We start from the raw sequence: 19,349 nt of genomic DNA on the forward strand, positions 1-19,349 counted from the left end.
AAAAAAGCGGATACCCCATATCATGGGTCGTATCCGCTTTTTTTGTATGCTTTATGTTTTATGCTTTACGCTTTATCTTTATACGCTTTGAAGGAAAGCAGCATAGCGTACTTTCCCTTGCTCTTCCCTGTCCACCCCCGTTGGGTAGGCTGGGTTGTCTTTTGTGGTTAGCCCTTGCATATCAGGTTAGGACGGAACGGAGAGGAATTTTGGAACTGGAGAAGCGTCAGCGTTCGCCCGAAAGCTTTCCGTAGGAAAGCTCGCTTCGAAAGCATATGCTATCCTCGGAATCCTACCGCGAAGGCGGTTTAATTCAGGGATTCCGAGGATAACAGCGAAGGCGGTTTAATTCAGGGATTCCGAGGATAACAGCGATCGTAAGTCCAACATTCCGCGCAGTGCAGCCTCTCCTAACCTCCCCCCTCAACTAGCTAACATAAAAATAATCAACCAGCGTACACAACAATATCACCATACTGATCACCTGATTCAGATTATAAGAAGCCACCTTCATCATCTTGCGATTCGAGGGTTTAATAATCTTATGCTCCGTCATTAGGAGCAGCGTTGCGATACCGATCCCCACCAGATACATCCAGCCAAGGTCTCGCCATAAGTAGAGGAACAGCAGCAGCATAACCATTATGAAATGCAGGCCCTTCGAGATTAGTAGAGCATTCTCCAAACCGAAGAAGCTCGGGATGGACCAGAGGCCATGCCGCCGGTCAAAATCAATATCCTGGGTGCCGTAAATGATATCAAAGCCAGCGATCCAGAGCATCACGACTGTACCAATAACAAACGGTGTAAAAGCGATGTTGCCGGTCACGGCGAACCAAGCGCCAATCGGTGCTGAGGCAATAACAAAACCTAAGTAAAGATGGCTGAGAAAGGTAAAGCGTTTCGTGTAGGAATAACTAGATATCAGTACGATCGCCACTGGCGACAACAGCAGGCAGAGCAAGTTCAGCATGCCCGAGGCTACAATAAACAAAGCATAGTTGATGATGACAAATAGGACGACTTCTTTCTCAGCAAGCAGCCGCTGCGGCAGATGCCGATGCGCCGTACGTGGATTCTGTCCGTCAAAGGTCCGATCGACCAAGCGGTTAAAGGCATTGGCACCATTACGTGCTCCGATTAGGGCTATGAGTCCCCACAGCATTAGATGGCCTGATGGCCAGCCTCCTGCCGCCCATACCATCGATATGATCGCAAATGGCAGCGAGAACAGGGTGTGGGAGAACATGACCAGTTCGCTGAACATTTTTAGTTTAAGCGCCGTGTGTTTAAAAGCATTGAATATAGCCATAGCAATCTTCCTTTTTGTTCATTTCCTGATATCTGCGGATGCTTGAAGCAGTACTTCATTCAGTACAGTAATCATACCATCAATATCTGCGTCTGTAATGATCAGTGGCGGCTGAAAGGCCAGTACATTGCGGTTTATCCCGTTTTTGCCGATCAGGTATCCACGGTCCTTCATCTCTTCCAGCACATAATCGGTAAGCACTGCTGCATCAGAAGCACCTATACCTATTAATTCCATACCCAGCATAAGGCCGGTTCCCCGTACATCGGCAATCAGTGCTGGATAACGTTCCTGAAGAGACTTCAGGCCTGCCTTCAGTCGATCCCCCAGCTGTGCTGCACGCTCTGGAAGCTGCTCATCCCGAATATAATCAAGCACAGCGAGTGCGGTAGCCGCAGAAACAGGATTCCCACCAAAAGTAGAGGCTGAAGGCCGGTTTAGTGAAAGTGCAATTTCGTCCGTAGTTGCGAAAGCCGCAACCGGAACTCCATTGCCCAGAGCTTTTGCCATACTTATAATATCTGGAACTACATCGAAATGCTCCATGGCGAACATAACGCCTGTACGGCCGAAGCCCGTTTGAATTTCATCCGCAATCAGCAGTACGCCATATTGGTTCAGCAGCGCCTGTACCTCACGGAAATACCAGGATACTGGCATGATCATGCCTCCATTACCTTGAATCGGCTCCACGATCATTGCTGCTATCGAATCCCCTTTTTCTTTCAGGACACGTTCCAAGCTCTGCAAAGACCGCGTCGCAGCCTCCTCTAGGGTAAGCTCAGGGTGATATGGCCGCTCGATAAAAGCAACATCCTCATCCAGATACTTATCTGTTCTCCACATCGGCAGTCCGGTGACACTCATCGTTAGATTCGTACGTCCGTGCAATCCACTTTCCAGCGCGATAAAACCTTTGCGTCCTGTATGCATTCTCGCCAGCAGCAGAGCACCTTCATTGGCTTCGGAACCGCTATTCACGAAAAAAGTCCGGCGCAAATCTCCAGGCAGCAATTCTTCAAGCCGCTCGGCCAGATCCACACTAGGCTGGGTTAGATACACAGTCGTCGTATGCTGCAGCTGCTGCAGCTGTGCGATTGTCCGCGAGGTAATGGCCGGATTACAATGACCACAAGCCACTACGGATACTCCGGCAAAAAAATCGGTATACTCCTTACCCAGCTCATCATAGACAAACTGCATACTTCCACGTACCAGCTGTGGCGAGTTTTTGTAAAAGTGCACGGTACACGGATAGAAATATTGCTTGCGCTTGGCAGCGACTGCTTCTCTTCCAATAAACTCTTGTTGTTCCAAAACGGTTCCCTCGCTTTCTGGCATAAAAAATATTAATCTGTCCAATACTTTGTGAAAATAATAACTTATTAGTGCGATAATTACTGCTTTACTCAATTATATACTGCTTATTTTAAATTTAAAGCATTAATTGAATTGCAGTGCGCCTAAGGTATAACCAGCATAGACAGGCTTCAATCCGCCCAGCATATCCTCTTTATCATTAGAGCCATTGATTGCATGCTGATAAGAAACAATAATATTACGCAGTTGCTCAGTACTATAAGTTGCTCCTTCAATACGGAAGCTGGAAATGCCCAACCCACTCATCTCAGCCAGCATAGGCAAATAACAAAGCTCCTTGGCGAACAACAGATGGTTGCGGCCGTACTGGTCACGATAGACTGGATTCTCACCCTTATCTGTTTTTAATACCAATACCTCATTGCTTACAAAAAGGTTATCTTCCTCACCTATGGGCTCCATCACCTCGGTATTCTCATACAAGTCATGCTCCATATACATCAGCGCCGGTGTGCCGTGCACGATGACTTCCAGCGGTAGATCGGTCAGCGAGGTAAAAGCAGCAAAGTGCTCCATCGTCATCTCTGGGGATACTGTAATTTTGCTCAACCCTAGACTCGTATATAGGGTGGCAGACAGATGATTATATACGTTCAGATTGGCATCCCCGATCATAGGGTACCCTGCGGTTTTGTAACGACGAATCGCACCCAGATTGGTAACCAGCAGCCCGTCAATAGGCAATCGTTCTCCACTCAGCAACTGATCATATTGATCGAAGTGCAGCTCTGTCATCATCCGCGGCATCCCGAGATAGAGCTTGGTATTCCCTTTTAGGTTTCCTAGTATTTTGATATCCCGTTTCGTAAAAGGTTGGTCTGGCTCAAATACATCACCCGGCAGGTATAAATGTTCTACTCCGAGCTCCAGCACCAATCTGGCCTGCTCCATGTTATTCACACGTACCGCAAGCTCCGGCTTCACTCTCTCCGCACGCTTCTCTTTCCCCAATCGTTCCCGCAGCTGCTGCACACGTCCCTCAGACAACTCGCGTTCTTCCGTTGGTGTACTGAATACTTTTCCCGTACTATAGAACTTGCCTGTACCCTCGTAACGACGGTTAATGTTGGTTAGTCCCGGCTTGCCAAAAGCATAGGCTGTGGAGAAGTCACGCTTGCGGTTATTAAAGAGCTCCTTAGAACCAACAGTGCGGTCAAAGCCCAGCGGATCTTCAATGTAACGGTCAATCGCCTCACTATAGCTGTTAGCCAGCGAAACCATAAATTCCTTGTCGCGCATCCGGCCTTCAATCTTGAAGGAAGTAATGCCTGATTCGATCAGCTCAGGAAGATACTCGTACATGTTCATATCCTTTACTGCCAGCGGATATTCCGCCGGGAACACATAGCCTTCTCGCTTAATCCGGTAATCCCACCGACATGGCTTCATACATTTGCCCCGGTTGCTGCTCATGCCGAATACCTGAGAGCTAAAATAACAATTCGCGCCGTGCACAGAACACATATCACCATGAATGAAGTATTCCAGCTCCATACCGCTCTGCTGCCCCAGCATCTTCGCTGTCTTCAGATCCATTTCGCGTGAGGTTACCACCCGGCTTACTCCCAGATCTCGCAGTGCATGCATCATCTCCAGGTTGTGCACATTCATCATTACCGAGGCATGAATAGGAACGGAAAGCTCCATCTCGCGAATCAGTTCAAGCACTGCCATATCCTGCACAATCAGCGCATCCGGACGAGCACCATCGAGAAAACGCAAATACTCGCGGGCCTCTTCCACATCGTCCTCACTGAACAGATTGTTGACGGTAACATATACTTTTTTATCAAGGCGATGGGCGATATCAAGGGCCTCTACAATTTCCTCGTGAGACAGGTTATATCCCTTGCGCATCATTCTCATATTGAGTACTGGACCGCCAAAATAAACGGCATCACAGCCCGACTGTACAACTTCCTTAAAAATATCAAAGGTGCCCGCCGGAGCAAGCAGTTCGATCTCTTTGCCATTAAAATAACGTGCCATTCTTGTTGCCTCCTAAAAGTTTTGTAAAGCATACGCTTCACTGTCTTCACTTCGTACAAAACTACTTCTACACTAACGCAACTGCAACTCCCATAACGACAAACATCATCACAAAAACAGTATCAACAGCGTCCCACCTCAACCGATGATACTGACTGCGCGGTGCATCCATACGGAAGCCACGGGCCTCCATGGAATAGACCAGATCCTGTGCGCGCCGGAACGCGCTGGTAATAATGGGCACCAGCAGCGAGACGAGCATTCGCCCCTTTTCCTTCAAGGGCAGCTCATTCAGATCGGCACCGCGAGACGCCTGTGCTTTCATAATGATCTGCGCCTCATCGAGAATCGTAGGAATGAAACGTAGCGCAATGCTGAGCATCATCGTAATACGGTCCGGCGACAGCCCAAGCTTTTTGAACGGGGACAGTATGCCCTCCAGACCCTGATTGAGCTTCCCAGGCGTTGTAGTGAAGGTAAGCAGCGCCGTGAAGGTAATGAGGAACAGCATGCGAATGACCGCAAATGACCCCAGCCGCAAACCCCCATCATAGAGTGAGAGTGAACCAATGGACAGCCAGACTGAACCTTCCTTAACAGATAGCAACTGCACGATAAAAATAAATAACATCAAGTAACGCAAGGGCTTGGCCGCTTTGAGAAAATATTTAAGTGGAATCCGTGTGGACAGCATCACGGCAATTGAAAATAGAGCCAGCAGCGCCATCGCCATCCATGAACGGGACAGCAGTATAACGGCTACGTATAATAACATTCCGGTGATTTTAGCCCGGGCATCCAGCTTGTGCACCCATGACCCAGTCTCGATACTGCGGCCCAGCAGCAGTTTATCATTCATGCGCAGCCCTCTTTCCTGCGGGTAGTGAGGCTATAAGCTCAGCCAAACTTTCAGGGGTTAGGCGGGGGTTCTCGCCGTCCAGGCCGAAGCGATCAGCGACAGCTCTCCAGTAGCGAAGAGACTGCGGCACGGTTAGCCCGCACCGCTCCAGAATAGAAGGATCAGCAGCAAGCTCTTTGGCACTTCCCTGAAAGGCAGTGCTGCCTTCATTGAGTACAATCCAGCTGTCTGCGTAAGGCAGCAGCTCATCCATCCGATGCGTCACGATAATGATCGTCCGGCCTTGCTCCCGGCATAACCGCACCAGCAGCGCAATTAGCTCTGCGCGGCTAATCGGATCAAGCGTTGCGGTGGGCTCGTCCAACACAACAACATCCGGTTCCATCGCAAGCACTGAGGCTATGGCCGCCTTACGCATTTGACCGCCGCTTAACCGAAAGGGGTTGCGGTCCAGCAGTTTTAAATCGAGGCCCATATCATTCATGGCCTTGCGAGCCCGTTCTTTGGCCTCATCCAGACTCATCCCGAAATTAAGCGGTCCGAAGCAGAGGTCCTTCTCTACCGTCTCTTCGAACATTTGCTGCTCGGGGAATTGGAAGACCAAGCCCACCCGGCGGCGCAGCGGCAACAGCTTGGGTGACTTCTCACCAGCCTGGATAGTAACATCGAGTACTCTAACCGTACCTTGTGTCGGCTTGAGAATTCCGTTAAATAGCTGCAGAAGCGTCGATTTGCCAGAGCCCGTTGCACCAGCAATGCCCACGATGGAACCCTGCTTAATACTGAGATCAATGCCATGCAGCGCGGTCTGCTTCCATAGACTCCGCTCAGCGTAGGTATAGCTTACTTGCTGTAGTTGTATGGCCATAACGTGTCTATTAGCTCCTTTTCACTGGCGGGAACATCAATCTGTATACCCCGTTTCTGCAATTCACGGGCAAGACCCCAAGCATAAGGCTCCTGTAGGTGACAACGCTCTAGAAGCTCCGCATTCAAGAACAGCTCTGCCGGCGTAACATCTGCAACCAAACCGCCTCCTTGCAACGCAAGCACCCGATCCGTTGCCAAAATCTCATCCGCATCATGGGTAATCATCAGGATCGTATACTTCCCTTCCGCACGCATATCGTGCAGGATACCCATCAGTTCATCACGGCTCCCCTCATCCAACATGGAAGAGGCCTCGTCAAAGATGACGATGCCTGGCTCCATGGCTAGAATAGACGCGATTGCTACACGCTGTTTCTGGCCCCCCGACAGTTCTCCCGGGTGTTTGGCCAGCAGATGATCTACTCCCAACCGCAATGTGTAAGAATGCAGACGACTCTCCATCTCCGCATGCGACAAACACAGCCCTTCCAGACCAAATAATATATCTTCCTCAACGGTCGCCCCGATAAACTGATTATCAGGATTCTGGAATACCATCCCAATGCTTTGCCGGATATAACCAATCGTTTCCTCTTCCAGCTTTTGACCACAGACTACGATCTCTCCCGCGCTTTTAGGCAGCAAGGCGTTAAGCAGCTTAACAAGCGTAGACTTGCCGCAGCCGTTCGGGCCCACAAGACTTACCCACTGTCCCTGCGGTATGGATAATGTAATATTCTGGAGAATGGGATGTTCTGGATCATACCCAAAGGATACCCCCTCCAGAGAAATTACCGTTTGGCCCTCTTCCGAATCTTGACCCTTGGACGTTTCATTCATGCTAGTCATCCTCCCGCTGCTGTGACCGGTCAGTCCAGAAATTCTTCAAATATCGATATTTTGGACAGCGATGCTACCAAGTAACGAACGGCAAAGCCGACAGCAATCCCTGTTACCACCCCGGTGATGAGCAGAATTGGCAAATAGTATAAAATACTCAGTGAATTAAACACTAGGGATGCCGCCAAAAGCTGGCCGGTATTGTGCGCCAATCCACCGGCAATACTGATACCGATGACGCTGAACTTCTCGCGGCCCCACCGTACCAGCAGAAACATTACGACAAAGCTGAGTAACGAACCGGATAAGCTGAAGAGCAGACTGGAGAAAGTACCAAGCAAAAATGCGGTAAGCAAAGTCTTCAGAATAACCAGCAGAAATGCGTCACGTCCGCGCAAGAAGAAAATACAGGTCAGAATCATAATGTTGGCAAATCCCAGCTTTGCGCCAGGCATCAGCCCCATCCCCACTAACGGTATCTGTGCTTCCACAATGCTCAGTACTACAGCCACTGCAGCAAAAATGGCAATGATTACTGTTCTTTTTAAGACTGTTGCTGATTCACTACTGGACATAGGCATCTACATCATCCTCCCCCGATACACTAGCGATCTCCACTAATACTCGGTGCGGCAAACAGACAATGGTCTGTTTGGGCAGGGTAATAAAACCAAAACCAAGGCATATCTTATCGGGGCAATCGGCATCATACATTTCAATCCCGTAATCATGCACCTTCAAAATGTTATAGCCACGTTCTGTGCGGATCTCAACTGTTTGTTCTTCTTCTGTAAGCTTTACTGTTCGAAATAGCTTGCCGTCTACCATCACATTGGCTACACGATTCTTGCCAGCCCCACCTTTGTCTTCATTGTCCGAAAACCACTTCGGTAAGAGAAAAGCGAGCGCAGCAACCAAGACGATGGAAATCAGCAGCACATCTGCGCGTTTCATAGAAATCTCCCTTATTTTTTAATTAAAATCCAGACTTATTAATTATAACGGTCTCCATTCAATCCTTCAATGAATGTAGTCGTTAATTGTCGTTTTTAAAGACCAGTTCACAAAATAGGCACGCAAACCTATAACACCTTACATTTCATCCAGCTTGTCCCGGATACTCCGTCTTGTTTGATTTATAACTTTTCCCGAAATAGCCTAAGAATAATCCAGCAAATTCAGGATCCCATTGACTTCCTCTTCCCTGCTCCAAAATGACCAGTGCACGATCGTGAGGCATTCCTTTACGATACGGACGATCTGAGGTCATCGCATCATAAGCATCAGCAACCGCGATAATTCTACCGTGAAGAGGAATCTCCATTCCAGCCAGACCATCGGGATATCCTTGCCCATCGTAACGTTCATGATGCGACCTTACTCCTGCGAGATAGGGTGTCATTTTCTCCACAGGCTCAATCTGACGCAGAATATTCTCACCCAGCACAGGATGACTCTTAATCTGATCGAACTCTTCATCTGTAAGCTTGCCTTCTTTGAACAGAACGCTATCCCGCACGCCTATTTTACCGATATCATGCAGCAAAGCTGACTTCCGCAGGTTATCCAGCTTTTGACCGTTCATTCCTGCCAACTGCCCAATAATAACTGAATATTCCGCTACGCGCAGCGAATGTCCCGCCGTATAGGGGTCCCGGGCATCCAGGGCAACGGCCAATGTTGTAAAATAGCTGTCGAGCAACTGTCTATTCTGCTGCTCTCTGGCCTGCAGACCGCGCACCATCATGTTAAATCCGGCAACCAGCTTCGAGAACTCATCCGAATACTCATCCTGTACCTGTATTAGTCGGCCGTCTTTTACGTTATTCATGGCTTTGTACAGCTCATTAATAGGATGCTGCACACTCTTGGTCAGAAGCCAGGCGGCGATAGAAGAGAAGAACACGCCAAGCAGAAGCACCATACCCGCCCAAGCCCAGTAGCTGTGCAACCCGCCTACCCTTCCAGTGCTGATATTGTCTAGACGAATGTTTGTGGCCATGATAAATAGAAAAAGTGGGAAGGTCCCAATCAGCATACAGCTGACCAGAAATTTGGGGCGTATCGGCACAAATACATGTCCTTCAAGCGAGAAGTCTACATTATACATCTTCACAGCCCGATTTCTGAATTCCTTTATTAACGGAACAATGGCAGAGCAAGTCAGAAAAAACTCAATCAGAGCATGCATGCAGGCTATCAACACAGCTCCCGCCAATGCCAGTAACAGATAGGAATAGGGAAAGTTGATCCAGCCGGTGTAAATCATCCAGGATGTCATCCCCACAGCAGGCAAAGACAGACCTAGTAGATGGGGACCTAGAATCCGGTATACCGCACTCCTCGGTAGCCGGTGGGTATGCAGATAGGCCTGCTCCAGCATAACAAGTGAGGGCTCCCGTTCCTTAAGCGCGCTCCGGATAGGTTTCATTTGTTTAATAAATACATTGATTTCCATTACAGCCATGATCAGAAACGAGATAAGCAACACTATAATCAAACGATAATATTCCAATGCAGATATATCCAGTGAGGAGAGAAGCAATACACTTCCTACCGCGATTACAGCGACAATGGAGCCGAACAAATAATTGCGAATTTGCTTCTTCAAAAATGCTGCGTATAAATTCATCTGTTCCTCCGTTTCCAGCCTCATACCAGTTCATATAGGATTTGTATTTTGAATATAGTTGTGTTATAATTAATCAGTATTTGATTTTCCGTATATTTATCCCCATCAAGAAGATGTCAAGCCGATTGTTACCTTAAATACTTTTATCGGCATTTTGGACACAGAATCTTACGTTTTCTTGCAGTACTCTTCCTTTTTATGAGATTAAATTCAAACATAGCATTCCGATTCACACTGGCGCGGTCAATGGAGCCGCAAGGGCAAAAGAGAGGTAGGGCTTTTGTCGTATTGGAAGGATTATTCTCGCCACACGGCTGCTGGAAATAAACTAGGAATTATTACACCCGTTATCACGAACGGCGGGGGATTAAATATATCAAGAAAACATGGTTGAGCTGTCCTTTATTAAAGGATGCTAACCATGTGTGGAAAAATATAAGAGCCCGATAACCGCTTCTAGCGGATATCGGGCTCTGTCTACGTTTCAGGGCTATACTACATAACGGACAACAAAACTACTCACTCTGCTTACATAACCAGCCTTATCCGTATCATACGCCAGACCGTGCCCTGCCTGTGGGACTATGAACTTCTCCTTGGGACTGGGGCATGCCTCGAACAACTTATCCAGCATCGTATACGGCACGAAGGTATCCGTATCCCCGTGAATAAACAGAATGGGCACCTTAGCCTTCCGTACCTGCTTCAGTGCAGACGCTTCACCGAAGAAATAACCAGCCTTCAGTCGGGTGACCAGACTAGCGCTGTGTACGAAAGGAAAACTAGGCAGCCGGTACATACGTCGCAGTTGGTAAGACAGCTGTTCTTTAACTGAGGTATAGGCACAATCGGAAACTATGGCTTTTACTTGTGGCGGCAAGGCTTCACCGGAGGTCATCAGCACCGTAGCTCCACCCATAGACACCCCATGCAGCACAATTTGTGCTTCCTGCCCTGTTTCTTCTATAACATATTGGATCCATTGTAAATAATCACGACGCTCCGGCCAACCAAATCCAATATAGTTCCCTGCACTTTCCCCATGCCCTCTGGCATCGGGAATCAGCACATTATAGCCCAGATTCTCGTAATATAATTTTGCACAAGCACCCATATCTTTGCCTTTACCGGAATATCCATGGGCAATAATAGCGGTACGACCTGCTGCACGCTCAGAAGTTAGTAAATAACCTCGCAGCTTGAGGCCTTCATGTGAAAGGATATCTATATTCTTGAAACTCTGGCGAGTGACCCACTCTTGCCCTTCTCCCCAAGAAGCACCGGCAACTGGAGTCTCTACCTTTAAATCCGGAGTTTGACTCAGAAATTTCTTGGGCGCTCGTTTAATTGCAACGCCGTAGAAAAAAAATCCAGCGTATGTGACTGCCCCGGCAATAATGAGAATAACCGCAATAATATCCACGAGCCACATCTATACTATCACCTGTCCTTCCTTCTAACATTCTAGTCCCCTTTTATTTCAGCATAGTATAACACGGCATTGGCGCGAAACAAAAATAGTATAAACGTTTGTGCTCCCTCCAACAACTAAATGCTAAAAAAGCGCCAAAAGGCGCTTTCCGTAAGGCTTTTATTTTATTCTATAACATCTGTATCCAGCCAAGCATGGACACCCATAATGGAATACTTAAGAACAAACCAAAGATCAGACCACGTTTAAGACTTCCCTCATAATTCATTACAATTCTCCCCTTCATTAGGTCAATAGAATCATTTTTATTATTGCAAATTTAATATAAATTAATTCTTTTCCATACGTTGTGAATAATGTCACAGTTAATCCTTTGTTTATAAATTCCATTGATTAATTTTCGAACATTAGGTTACAATACGAATATACGTTCCTATTTAGGTGGTGATATTCGTGCACAGAGCGGAAAGCAGAGACAGCATGCTGGTCAAATCTTATGTATTGCTTCCACTGATTTTGTCAGCTTTTGAGCGTGATGCGACCATTATTTCCACAAATTTACGGACACCCGCTCCCTATCTGGAAGTCCTGGATTTAGCGGCAGCTGTAGCTACTGTTGACTTAAGAGATGTGCGTACTGAAATGAGAACACGCGGAATCAAAGTGTATGATCAACAAAGACTTGACGTAGGCATTGAAGCCAAATTCATATGCCGGGGCTACCATGAACGAATGCTGCTGTTGAACGACATTATAGCCGCTCAAGCGGCCATTCATATGCGCAGATACCTAGGGCTCGATATTTCAGCTTTCAAGAGCTACGAAGAACAGTATCGGCTGAAGTCGGACCCCTCCGAGGCATCAATCACGCCCCCTACCAGTTAACAGTACAAACAGGCCTTGCCATGGGAGTTAGCAAGACCTGAAGGCTATACCACAAAACACCGGGGGGTGTTTGATTTATTTAATATATCCCGCTAACCTGAAATTCAGCTGATTATTAAATTAAAATCACATAAAAATAAGAAATCATACTACTTTGCCTCGACCCGTTAAACAAATGGAATATATATGTAATTTATGGTAAATTCATTATAATGAACAAAACAACAAGGAGGGCCATTATGCGCAAGTTCCTAGGGTTGCTTAGTACCGTTATTCTTTCGTTCGCGTTAATTACGGGCTGCAGTCAAGCTGCGTCAGATACTGCAGAAGTTGACGATGCTGTTAAAGCCGCAGAGAACTACAAAAATGTGGAGTATGACATTAACGCTTCTGAGAATATACTGTCCGAAACATCCATTCAACAACGAAATGAAGAGATTCAACCTTTTTTAACGGAATCCTTTTATGAAAAGGCAGTCAATACCGGTTACACAACTTTACCTCTGAAAGTCTCCTATAAACAGAAGCTTTCTGTAAAACCGGAAAACCTGCAATTCAAGCTGGAAGAGCAAAAGAAAGATATTGTCGAGTTGAACTATACCGTGGACCTTGTATTGTTGGATCAAGGAGGCAAAGAAAGTCAACGTGTCCCTATGGAGGGTATATTGACTCTGTTTGAGGTGAATGGGCAGTGGCTTGTACAGGGAGATCGATTTGATAATCCTGCATTTAGGAAACTCATTGAAACAGTGGACAAATGAACCGCAAGGTTTGTTTGTCGTAGCTTGCAAAAGCTCGAATTCCGGCGATGTTTGCCCTTCCACTGCTGCCGTTCATTTTCCCTAATCTGTAGCAATGAAATTGCCCCTTGGAGCGCTTATGACTTGCATATTCTTGTTCTCTTCCCTATTGGTCTACAAGAAACTAAGAAACTATAAAACGAACATTATATCCCACTAAAGAATTTGCCGGTTTCTTTATACTGTCACAAAAACATACGCTATCTCGTTTTATGTGCAGACCAAGATAAAGGGAGTGGCGATTCATGAAAGAGTTTACTTGCATTGTTATTGGAGGAGGCTATGCCGGAATCCATGCAGTGAAAGAAATAAAGAAAAACTGGAAGAATGAAGAAACTCATCACGCTTTGCGGCTTATTCTTATCGACAAGAACCCGTTCCATCTTCGCAAAGTTTTATTGTTTAAACCCGCTGCTGGAACCGAAGATATCCGTGTACCTTTCGAAAGGCTGCTCCCCGAAGGGGGAGAGTTCATACAAGGAAGTGTGACCAAGATCGACCCGGGACAGAAGCGAGTAATATATCATGATGCCGAAGGAAAGGAACAGTCACTGGACTACGAGTTGCTTGTTCTAACAGCGGGCAGTGTAGTACGTCGGCCTGAGCCCGATCAAGGTGGAATAGCGCTTACGGATCTGGAGGCCGCGCAGAAAATAAGGGAAATATGGCGTGGGAATTTACAGAAGGCTGTAGCTGAAACTAATGATAAAGAACGCCGTCGATTGATGACGATTGCCATTGCCGGAGCAGGCATCAGTGGCATTGAAACTTCTGCCGAGTTGGCCTATGGGGTTCATGAGGATGCAAAGCAGTTGGGCTTAGACCCTGCTGATGTGCAGGTCATTTTGGTTAATGCCAACAAGCGGCTTTTTCCAAATGGGCCAGCCAAGGTCGGACAGAAGCTGCAGACCTCGCTGGAATCCTTCGGGGTATCCGTTGTTCATGAGAGCAAAGTATTAAAGGAACAGGAAGGCATACTGGCTTTATCCAACGGTGACAAGATTCCCGTCGGGCTTTGTATCTGGACACTGGGGCTTATACCCAATCCCCTGCTGCCAAGCATCGGGGTAGCAGTTAATTCAATGGGATATGTCAGCGTAGACGCGAGCTACCGGGTGCAGGGTGTCAAAGGAGTATACAGCATCGGTGATTGCGCACGTATTGAGGACCCTGTAAGCGGAAAAACGGATGGAAAGACATGTAAGGAGGCCATTGCACAGGCGGTGAGACTTGGGAAAATCATCTCGTCGGATCTTGCCGGACGTCCGGCTCCCTCTCATAAAACCTATATGGATTTCTTCTGCTTTGGTTTGGGTCCAGAGCAGGGGATGGTCTGGACACGCCAATGGGGTATAGATCTGCTTATTACCGGTAAGCTAGGCTATAGATTAAGAAAATATACGTGGGATATGGCCAGTATGGTAAATAGATAACACCTGAAATTAGCTGAGCAATGCATAAGGATGGAAACCTGAAATGGAAAAAATATATATGCAATATAAAAATCTACTATTTACCCTTGCTTATCAACTAACAGGCTCTGCAACCGATGCGGAAGATGTGGTACAGGACGTATTCTTGAAAGTGAAAGCTCTTGATCTAAATTTGGAATGCCTGGCTGAACCGAAAGCCTATCTCTGCAGAATGACTGTAAATCGCTGTCGGGATATGCACAAATCAGCTCGCAAACGGCGAGAACAATATTTTGGAGAATGGCTTCCTGAGCCGATTTCGACCGCTGGTGATGAGCTCTTTGAATCGGTGGCCCGTGAAGAACTGCTCTCTTATGCCATGTTGGTACTGCTTGAACGACTGTCGTCTGCAGAACGTACGGTCTTTGTTCTACGGGAAGCGCTCGGCTTTAATTATCCAGCTATAGCTGAGCTCATCGATAAAAGTGAGTCCAATTGCCGCAAGCTTATCAGCCGCGCCCGGAGCAAGATGGGGATCATAGACGATGAGACTTTCTTAAAACTCGAAGCGGAAAGCGAAGAATGGGTTCACCGATTTCTAAGTGTTCTGGAACAGGGCAACATAGACGGAGTGATAGCTATGCTCCACAATGATGTGGTATTGATCTCCGATGGAGGTGGCAAAGCAAATGCCGCGGTCCACCCTATCGTTTCCCGTGATTACGTAGCCAGATTTCTTATTGGCCTAAGTGGCAAGAAACCTCTTTACGAGCAAGGAATACAAGTGGAATTGAAAATAATCAATGGGCAAACCGGACTGACCATCCATTCAAATGATGGCCTCACAACGGTTGTGCTAATGCATGTTGAGCGTAATCTGATTCAAAACATTTATTTCATCAGGAATCCCGATAAGCTTTTGCATATATAAGAACAGCCAAAATCAGAGTAACACAAGCTCGCTGGGCACTAAAAAAGAGGACACTGCATTCCATCCCATAAGCTTTTCTTCTATTTAATAACGTGATCCTGCCAAGCATGCACACCCATAATGGAATACTTAAGAACAAACCAAATATTGTACCATGTTTGAGACTTTCCTGGTCATTCTTACAATGCCCCCCTTTATTAGGTAAATAGAATTATTTATATTATTACTAAAATAGGCCTTGCCATGGGAGTTGGCAAGGCCTGAAAGCTACTATTACAAAATACTGGGGATATTTGGTCTATTCAATATATATCTCTAACCTGAAAATCAGCTGATTATTACAAGAAAGGTTCATTAAAAAATGCGGAAAAGACTACATGGAATTTCTTATCCCTCTAACCGTCGCTGTCTTTGGTCGGATACAGATAATAATCGTCACCGTCACGAAGTATAACCGGATCTGCCCAATAGCCTGGAAATATATGATTACAAATATTCCCCTTAGATACTCTCCTTATTCTTTAACCGAACCTAGCGTAATACCGGATACAAAATATTTCTGCAGGAACGGATAAATCACCAGAATAGGCAGCATGGTCACTACAATTTTGGCAGCATTGAAGGTGCGCTGGGAGAAATTAATCAAATCTTCCGAGCGGGTTGTCGCTGAAATGACCGGTTGGACCACGAGCTGCTGAATATAGGTCTGCAATGGAATATTGCTCTGCTTGTTCATCAGAATCATACCGTCAAAGAAGGCGTTCCAATGATTTACGACACTGAACAAGGTCACTGTAGCAATTGCCGGCAGCGCCAGCGGAACGGAAATCCTAAGCAGCATCCGCCAAGGTCCTGCACCATCTACAGTCGCAGCTTCACTAATCTCTTTGGGTAAATTCCTAAAGAAGTTCATAAGCAAGATTACATTAAAGATTGGAACGGCAGTTGGCAATGTCAACGCCCAAATCGTGTCGATCAAATGCAGATTCTTGATCACCATATACCACGGAATCAGTCCACCATTGAACATCATCGTAAATACAATAATCCATATATAGAAATTTCTGCTCTTGAACTCCGAACGCTCCTTAGCCAGCGGGAACGCCATCAGAATGGTCAATGCAAAGTTTATCGCTCCACCAATTAATACCCGCTTCACCGAGACCGCAAAAGAGTCAAAAAAGCGATGATCACTTAACATGTACTTATAAGAGTAAAACGTGAAATCTACCGGAAACAAGGTAACCCGACCGGCCGCAGCTGCCGATTTCCCGCTTAAGGAGAGCGAGACAATATACACCAGCGGCAGTAGACATAGTAATGTAATGAATGACATCAGCAGTAGCAATAGAATATCGGGTGCTTTAATACGCTGTTTGGCTGAAGGCAGCATGGAGATACCTCCTTTCCCTGCAAATAGTGCGACTAAAAGATACGATAATTAGCATACTTGGCGGCCAGCCGGTAGGAGATGAATATCAGCACAAAGCCTACCAATGATTTCATGCTGCCGACAGCCGTAGCCAGACCGAATTGATACTGTACCAATCCAATCCGGTAGACGTACGTATCAATAATGTCTCCCGATTGATAGACCAGCGGATTGTAAAGGTTGTATATCTGATCGAAGCCAGCATTCAGTACCTGACCGATATTGAGTGTAGTGATCAGCACAATTGTAGGCAGAATGCCAGGCAAGGTGACACTCCATATTTTGCGAAGCCGCCCGGCTCCGTCTATTTCTGCCGCTTCATACAACGATGGATTAATGGCTGTCAGCGCTGCCAGAAAAATGATGGCATTGAAGCCGAATTCCTTCCACACATCGCTTAGCACCACCACAATCGGAAACCAGAAGTTGCTTCCCAGAAAAAAGACCGTGTCCCCAAATAGGCCCTTTACTATCTTGTTCACGATCCCTTGAGCAGATAGCATATCTGTTAAAATCCCCGCCAGGATGACCCATGACAAGAAATGAGGCAAATAAATAATCGTCTGGAACCAGCGCTTACTTCGGTTGAAGACCAGCTCATGCAGCAGCAGCGCGGTTCCTACGGGTACAAGAACCTGCATGATCATTTTTAAGATAGAGATGTATAGTGTATTGAACAAGATCCGCTTGCTATCGTCTAACTGGAACATGTAGATGAAATTATCGAATCCTACCCACTTTGAGCCTGTTATCCCTTTGACGGGAATAAAATCCTGAAACGCAATGGCAATACCGAATAAGGGGATGATGCCAAAGATGATGATAAACACCATACCCGGAGCAAGCATAAGATGATATTGGAGCGCGTTGCTTTTCTTCCCCATGTCTCCCCTCCATTCATAAATATTATTGTGCAGCATTTACTTATTGATCTGCGCCTCAACCTCTTCTGTAATCTGGTCACCGCCCTGTGACTTCCACTTCTCTACAAAGCTGTCGAAATAGTCTACAGACTCGGAGCCCATAATAATCTTCAGCATGGTTTCGTCTTCCAGCTTCTGAAGATTGGCCCATTTCCCCCGCATCGTATCTGTCTGATCATAGAAGACACCCTGCTTCTGGCTAACGCCATCTCCGGCCAGGATTAAGGCGCCTGTAAGGAACGCATTGCGCTGCGACCAGGCAGCCATATCTTTCTTCGGTGTTTCTTTATCCTTTAAATAGGACTCATATACCTGCTTAGCTTCACCCTGAAGCGTATCGACTGCCGCACTGCCGTCAATAACGGATTGAACAGCCAGTGCCTTTTTCTCTTTGTCATCATAGTTGCTGAGCAGCAGTGTAAAAGGCATATTCATCCATTGATAAGGGTCCATCTCCACGATCCCTTCTCCCTGCAGTTGGTCGATATCAAACTGCATATTCAAGGTTTTCAGCACCGCTTCAGGATGCTCATAGCCCTTACGGACAACAAGGTAGCTGGCACTTGCCGCAGCCAGATGTGTATTCATCTTGCCTTCTTTGCCTTCTGGTGCCAGATACGCAGCCCATTCCGCCTTAGAATCCTGACTCACCGCATCGTTGAGTGGAGAATACGGCAGCCACCAAGGACCGAAAAAGATACCGGCTTTACCGCTGACAATAAGCTCAGTAGCCTGTTCCGGCTTTTTCACGGCAAATTCCTTATCGATTAATCCCTCTTTAACCATATCCTGCAGCTTGGCGAGCGCTTCCTTCATCTGAGGCTGGATTGAGCCGTATACTACCTTTCCTTGCTCATCCTTCACCCAGAGCTCCGGATAGGCGTCGAAAGCACTGAAGATCGTATCAAAGCCATATTGACTGTTGCCGATATTGACAATCTGCTGGGTGCCGAGAATACCTGACGCTCCCTTCTTTTTCTGGAACGCTTTGGTCACCGCAATGATATCATCCAGCGTCTTCGGCGCTGGCAAATTCAGTTCATCGAGCCAATCCTGCCGCACCCATAGCAGATTTTCTGCATCAGCTCCGGGACTGACATTTGGGAAGGCTCTTAGCTTGCCGTCGAAGGTAGCTGAGTTCAGGCTGTAACCGTTCGTTGAGTCATAAGCTGCCTTTAAGCTTGGGGAAACATAATTCTCATAGACCCCGGTCAAGTCCTCCAGCATATCCGCATTGACCAACTGAACCAGCTGTTGCTTATCAACTACTATGACATCGGGGAGGTCCCCACCCGTGAGACTAAGGCTTACTTTCTGTCTGTACGCATCGCCTGAGCTTGTCGCCTGCCAGTCATCGACGTATTTGATATTCAGTTTTTCCGAAAAATAACGGGTCAGCTCATTATCCTCCACAGTCGATCCACTGGGCAACTTGGGATCCACGGCCGCCTCTTTGCCTATACTGATCGTCACCTGCTCCGCCATTGGAGCATACGGGTCCTGCTTCCCTACCGCTGTCTCTGCATTGTTTTTCCCGGCATCGGCGTTATTTCCGGCATTGTTAGCGGTATTGTCAGCAGCATTGGAGCAAGCCGATAGTACCAATATAGAGCCCAATAAAAGCGTGGTCAGCTTTCGTCTTTTCATTGTTG

Annotated in this window: 17 protein-coding genes; 4 read left to right on the plus strand and 13 right to left on the minus strand. The window is 46.8% G+C overall.

Annotation, left to right across the window (positions count from 1 at the left end):
* Window positions 1-427 precede the first annotated feature (427 nt).
* The 10 genes from H1230_RS29935 to H1230_RS29980 all read right to left on the minus strand — a co-directional run bounded on the left by H1230_RS29935 (window position 428) and on the right by H1230_RS29980 (window position 11,314).
* Window positions 428-1,312 carry a UbiA-like polyprenyltransferase gene (locus H1230_RS29935; RefSeq protein ID WP_154120938.1) on the minus strand — a complete coding sequence of 295 codons (885 nt, stop codon included), beginning with the start codon at window positions 1,310-1,312 and terminating at the stop codon, window positions 428-430.
* Window positions 1,313-1,330: 18 nt separating this feature from the next.
* Complete coding sequence (locus tag H1230_RS29940; RefSeq protein WP_481857196.1) at window positions 1,331-2,653, minus strand: aspartate aminotransferase family protein; 1,323 nt, start codon at window positions 2,651-2,653, stop codon at window positions 1,331-1,333.
* Between the two features lie 102 nt (window positions 2,654-2,755).
* On the minus strand, window positions 2,756-4,681 hold the full coding sequence (locus tag H1230_RS29945; protein ID WP_239713394.1) for a peptidase U32 family protein: 1,926 nt from the start codon (window positions 4,679-4,681) through the stop codon (window positions 2,756-2,758).
* Between the two features lie 67 nt (window positions 4,682-4,748).
* Window positions 4,749-5,540 (minus strand): energy-coupling factor transporter transmembrane component T family protein, encoded by a 792-nt coding sequence (locus tag H1230_RS29950; RefSeq protein ID WP_239713395.1) that lies wholly within the window; start codon window positions 5,538-5,540, stop codon window positions 4,749-4,751.
* On the minus strand, window positions 5,533-6,408 hold the full coding sequence (locus tag H1230_RS29955; RefSeq protein WP_239713396.1) for an energy-coupling factor transporter ATPase: 876 nt from the start codon (window positions 6,406-6,408) through the stop codon (window positions 5,533-5,535). Before H1230_RS29955 ends, H1230_RS29950 begins: the two co-directional genes overlap by 8 nt.
* A complete protein-coding gene (locus H1230_RS29960; protein WP_239713397.1) occupies window positions 6,384-7,250 on the minus strand; it encodes an ATP-binding cassette domain-containing protein in 867 nt (288 codons plus the stop codon). Before H1230_RS29960 ends, H1230_RS29955 begins: the two co-directional genes overlap by 25 nt.
* A 29-nt stretch (window positions 7,251-7,279) precedes the next feature.
* Window positions 7,280-7,831 (minus strand): Gx transporter family protein, encoded by a 552-nt coding sequence (locus H1230_RS29965; protein WP_239713398.1) that lies wholly within the window; start codon window positions 7,829-7,831, stop codon window positions 7,280-7,282.
* Window positions 7,815-8,204, minus strand: coding sequence for a NusG domain II-containing protein (locus H1230_RS29970; protein ID WP_239713399.1), 390 nt, complete (start codon window positions 8,202-8,204; stop codon window positions 7,815-7,817). Before H1230_RS29970 ends, H1230_RS29965 begins: the two co-directional genes overlap by 17 nt.
* Before the next feature lie 145 nt (window positions 8,205-8,349).
* Window positions 8,350-9,882: an HD-GYP domain-containing protein gene (locus H1230_RS29975; protein WP_239713400.1), complete on the minus strand. Its 1,533-nt coding sequence runs from the start codon at window positions 9,880-9,882 to the stop codon at window positions 8,350-8,352.
* A 490-nt stretch (window positions 9,883-10,372) separates the two neighbouring features.
* Window positions 10,373-11,314 carry an alpha/beta hydrolase gene (locus H1230_RS29980; RefSeq protein ID WP_239713401.1) on the minus strand — a complete coding sequence of 314 codons (942 nt, stop codon included), beginning with the start codon at window positions 11,312-11,314 and terminating at the stop codon, window positions 10,373-10,375.
* Window positions 11,315-11,767: 453 nt separating this feature from the next.
* On the opposite strand from H1230_RS29980, the gene H1230_RS29985 reads away from it, so the two are divergent.
* From H1230_RS29985 to sigJ, 4 genes are all read left to right on the plus strand, one after another.
* On the plus strand, window positions 11,768-12,199 hold the full coding sequence (locus tag H1230_RS29985; protein WP_239713402.1) for a YhjD family protein: 432 nt from the start codon (window positions 11,768-11,770) through the stop codon (window positions 12,197-12,199).
* Between the two features lie 239 nt (window positions 12,200-12,438).
* Window positions 12,439-12,960, plus strand: coding sequence for a hypothetical protein (locus H1230_RS29990; protein ID WP_239713403.1), 522 nt, complete (start codon window positions 12,439-12,441; stop codon window positions 12,958-12,960).
* A 284-nt stretch (window positions 12,961-13,244) separates the two neighbouring features.
* Window positions 13,245-14,432 (plus strand): NAD(P)/FAD-dependent oxidoreductase, encoded by a 1,188-nt coding sequence (locus tag H1230_RS29995; RefSeq protein WP_239713404.1) that lies wholly within the window; start codon window positions 13,245-13,247, stop codon window positions 14,430-14,432.
* Window positions 14,433-14,475: 43 nt separating this feature from the next.
* On the plus strand, window positions 14,476-15,342 hold the full coding sequence (sigJ, locus tag H1230_RS30000) for an RNA polymerase sigma factor SigJ (RefSeq protein WP_239713405.1): 867 nt from the start codon (window positions 14,476-14,478) through the stop codon (window positions 15,340-15,342).
* Between the two features lie 514 nt (window positions 15,343-15,856).
* On the opposite strand, the gene H1230_RS30005 is transcribed toward sigJ, so the two are convergent.
* From H1230_RS30005 to H1230_RS30015, 3 genes are read right to left on the minus strand one after another with little or no spacing between them, the layout of a single operon-like run.
* A complete protein-coding gene (locus tag H1230_RS30005) occupies window positions 15,857-16,735 on the minus strand; it encodes a carbohydrate ABC transporter permease (RefSeq protein ID WP_239713406.1) in 879 nt (292 codons plus the stop codon).
* A gap of 32 nt (window positions 16,736-16,767) precedes the next feature.
* Complete coding sequence (locus H1230_RS30010) at window positions 16,768-17,658, minus strand: ABC transporter permease (RefSeq protein ID WP_239713407.1); 891 nt, start codon at window positions 17,656-17,658, stop codon at window positions 16,768-16,770.
* Between the two features lie 36 nt (window positions 17,659-17,694).
* Window positions 17,695-19,344, minus strand: a complete 1,650-nt coding sequence (locus H1230_RS30015) for a type 2 periplasmic-binding domain-containing protein (protein ID WP_239713408.1) — start codon at window positions 19,342-19,344, stop codon at window positions 17,695-17,697.
* Between the last annotated feature and the right edge of the window lie 5 nt (window positions 19,345-19,349).

Source organism: Paenibacillus sp. 19GGS1-52 (genome assembly GCF_022369515.1).
In the GTDB taxonomy this organism is placed as follows: Bacteria; Bacillota; Bacilli; order Paenibacillales; family Paenibacillaceae; genus Paenibacillus_AQ.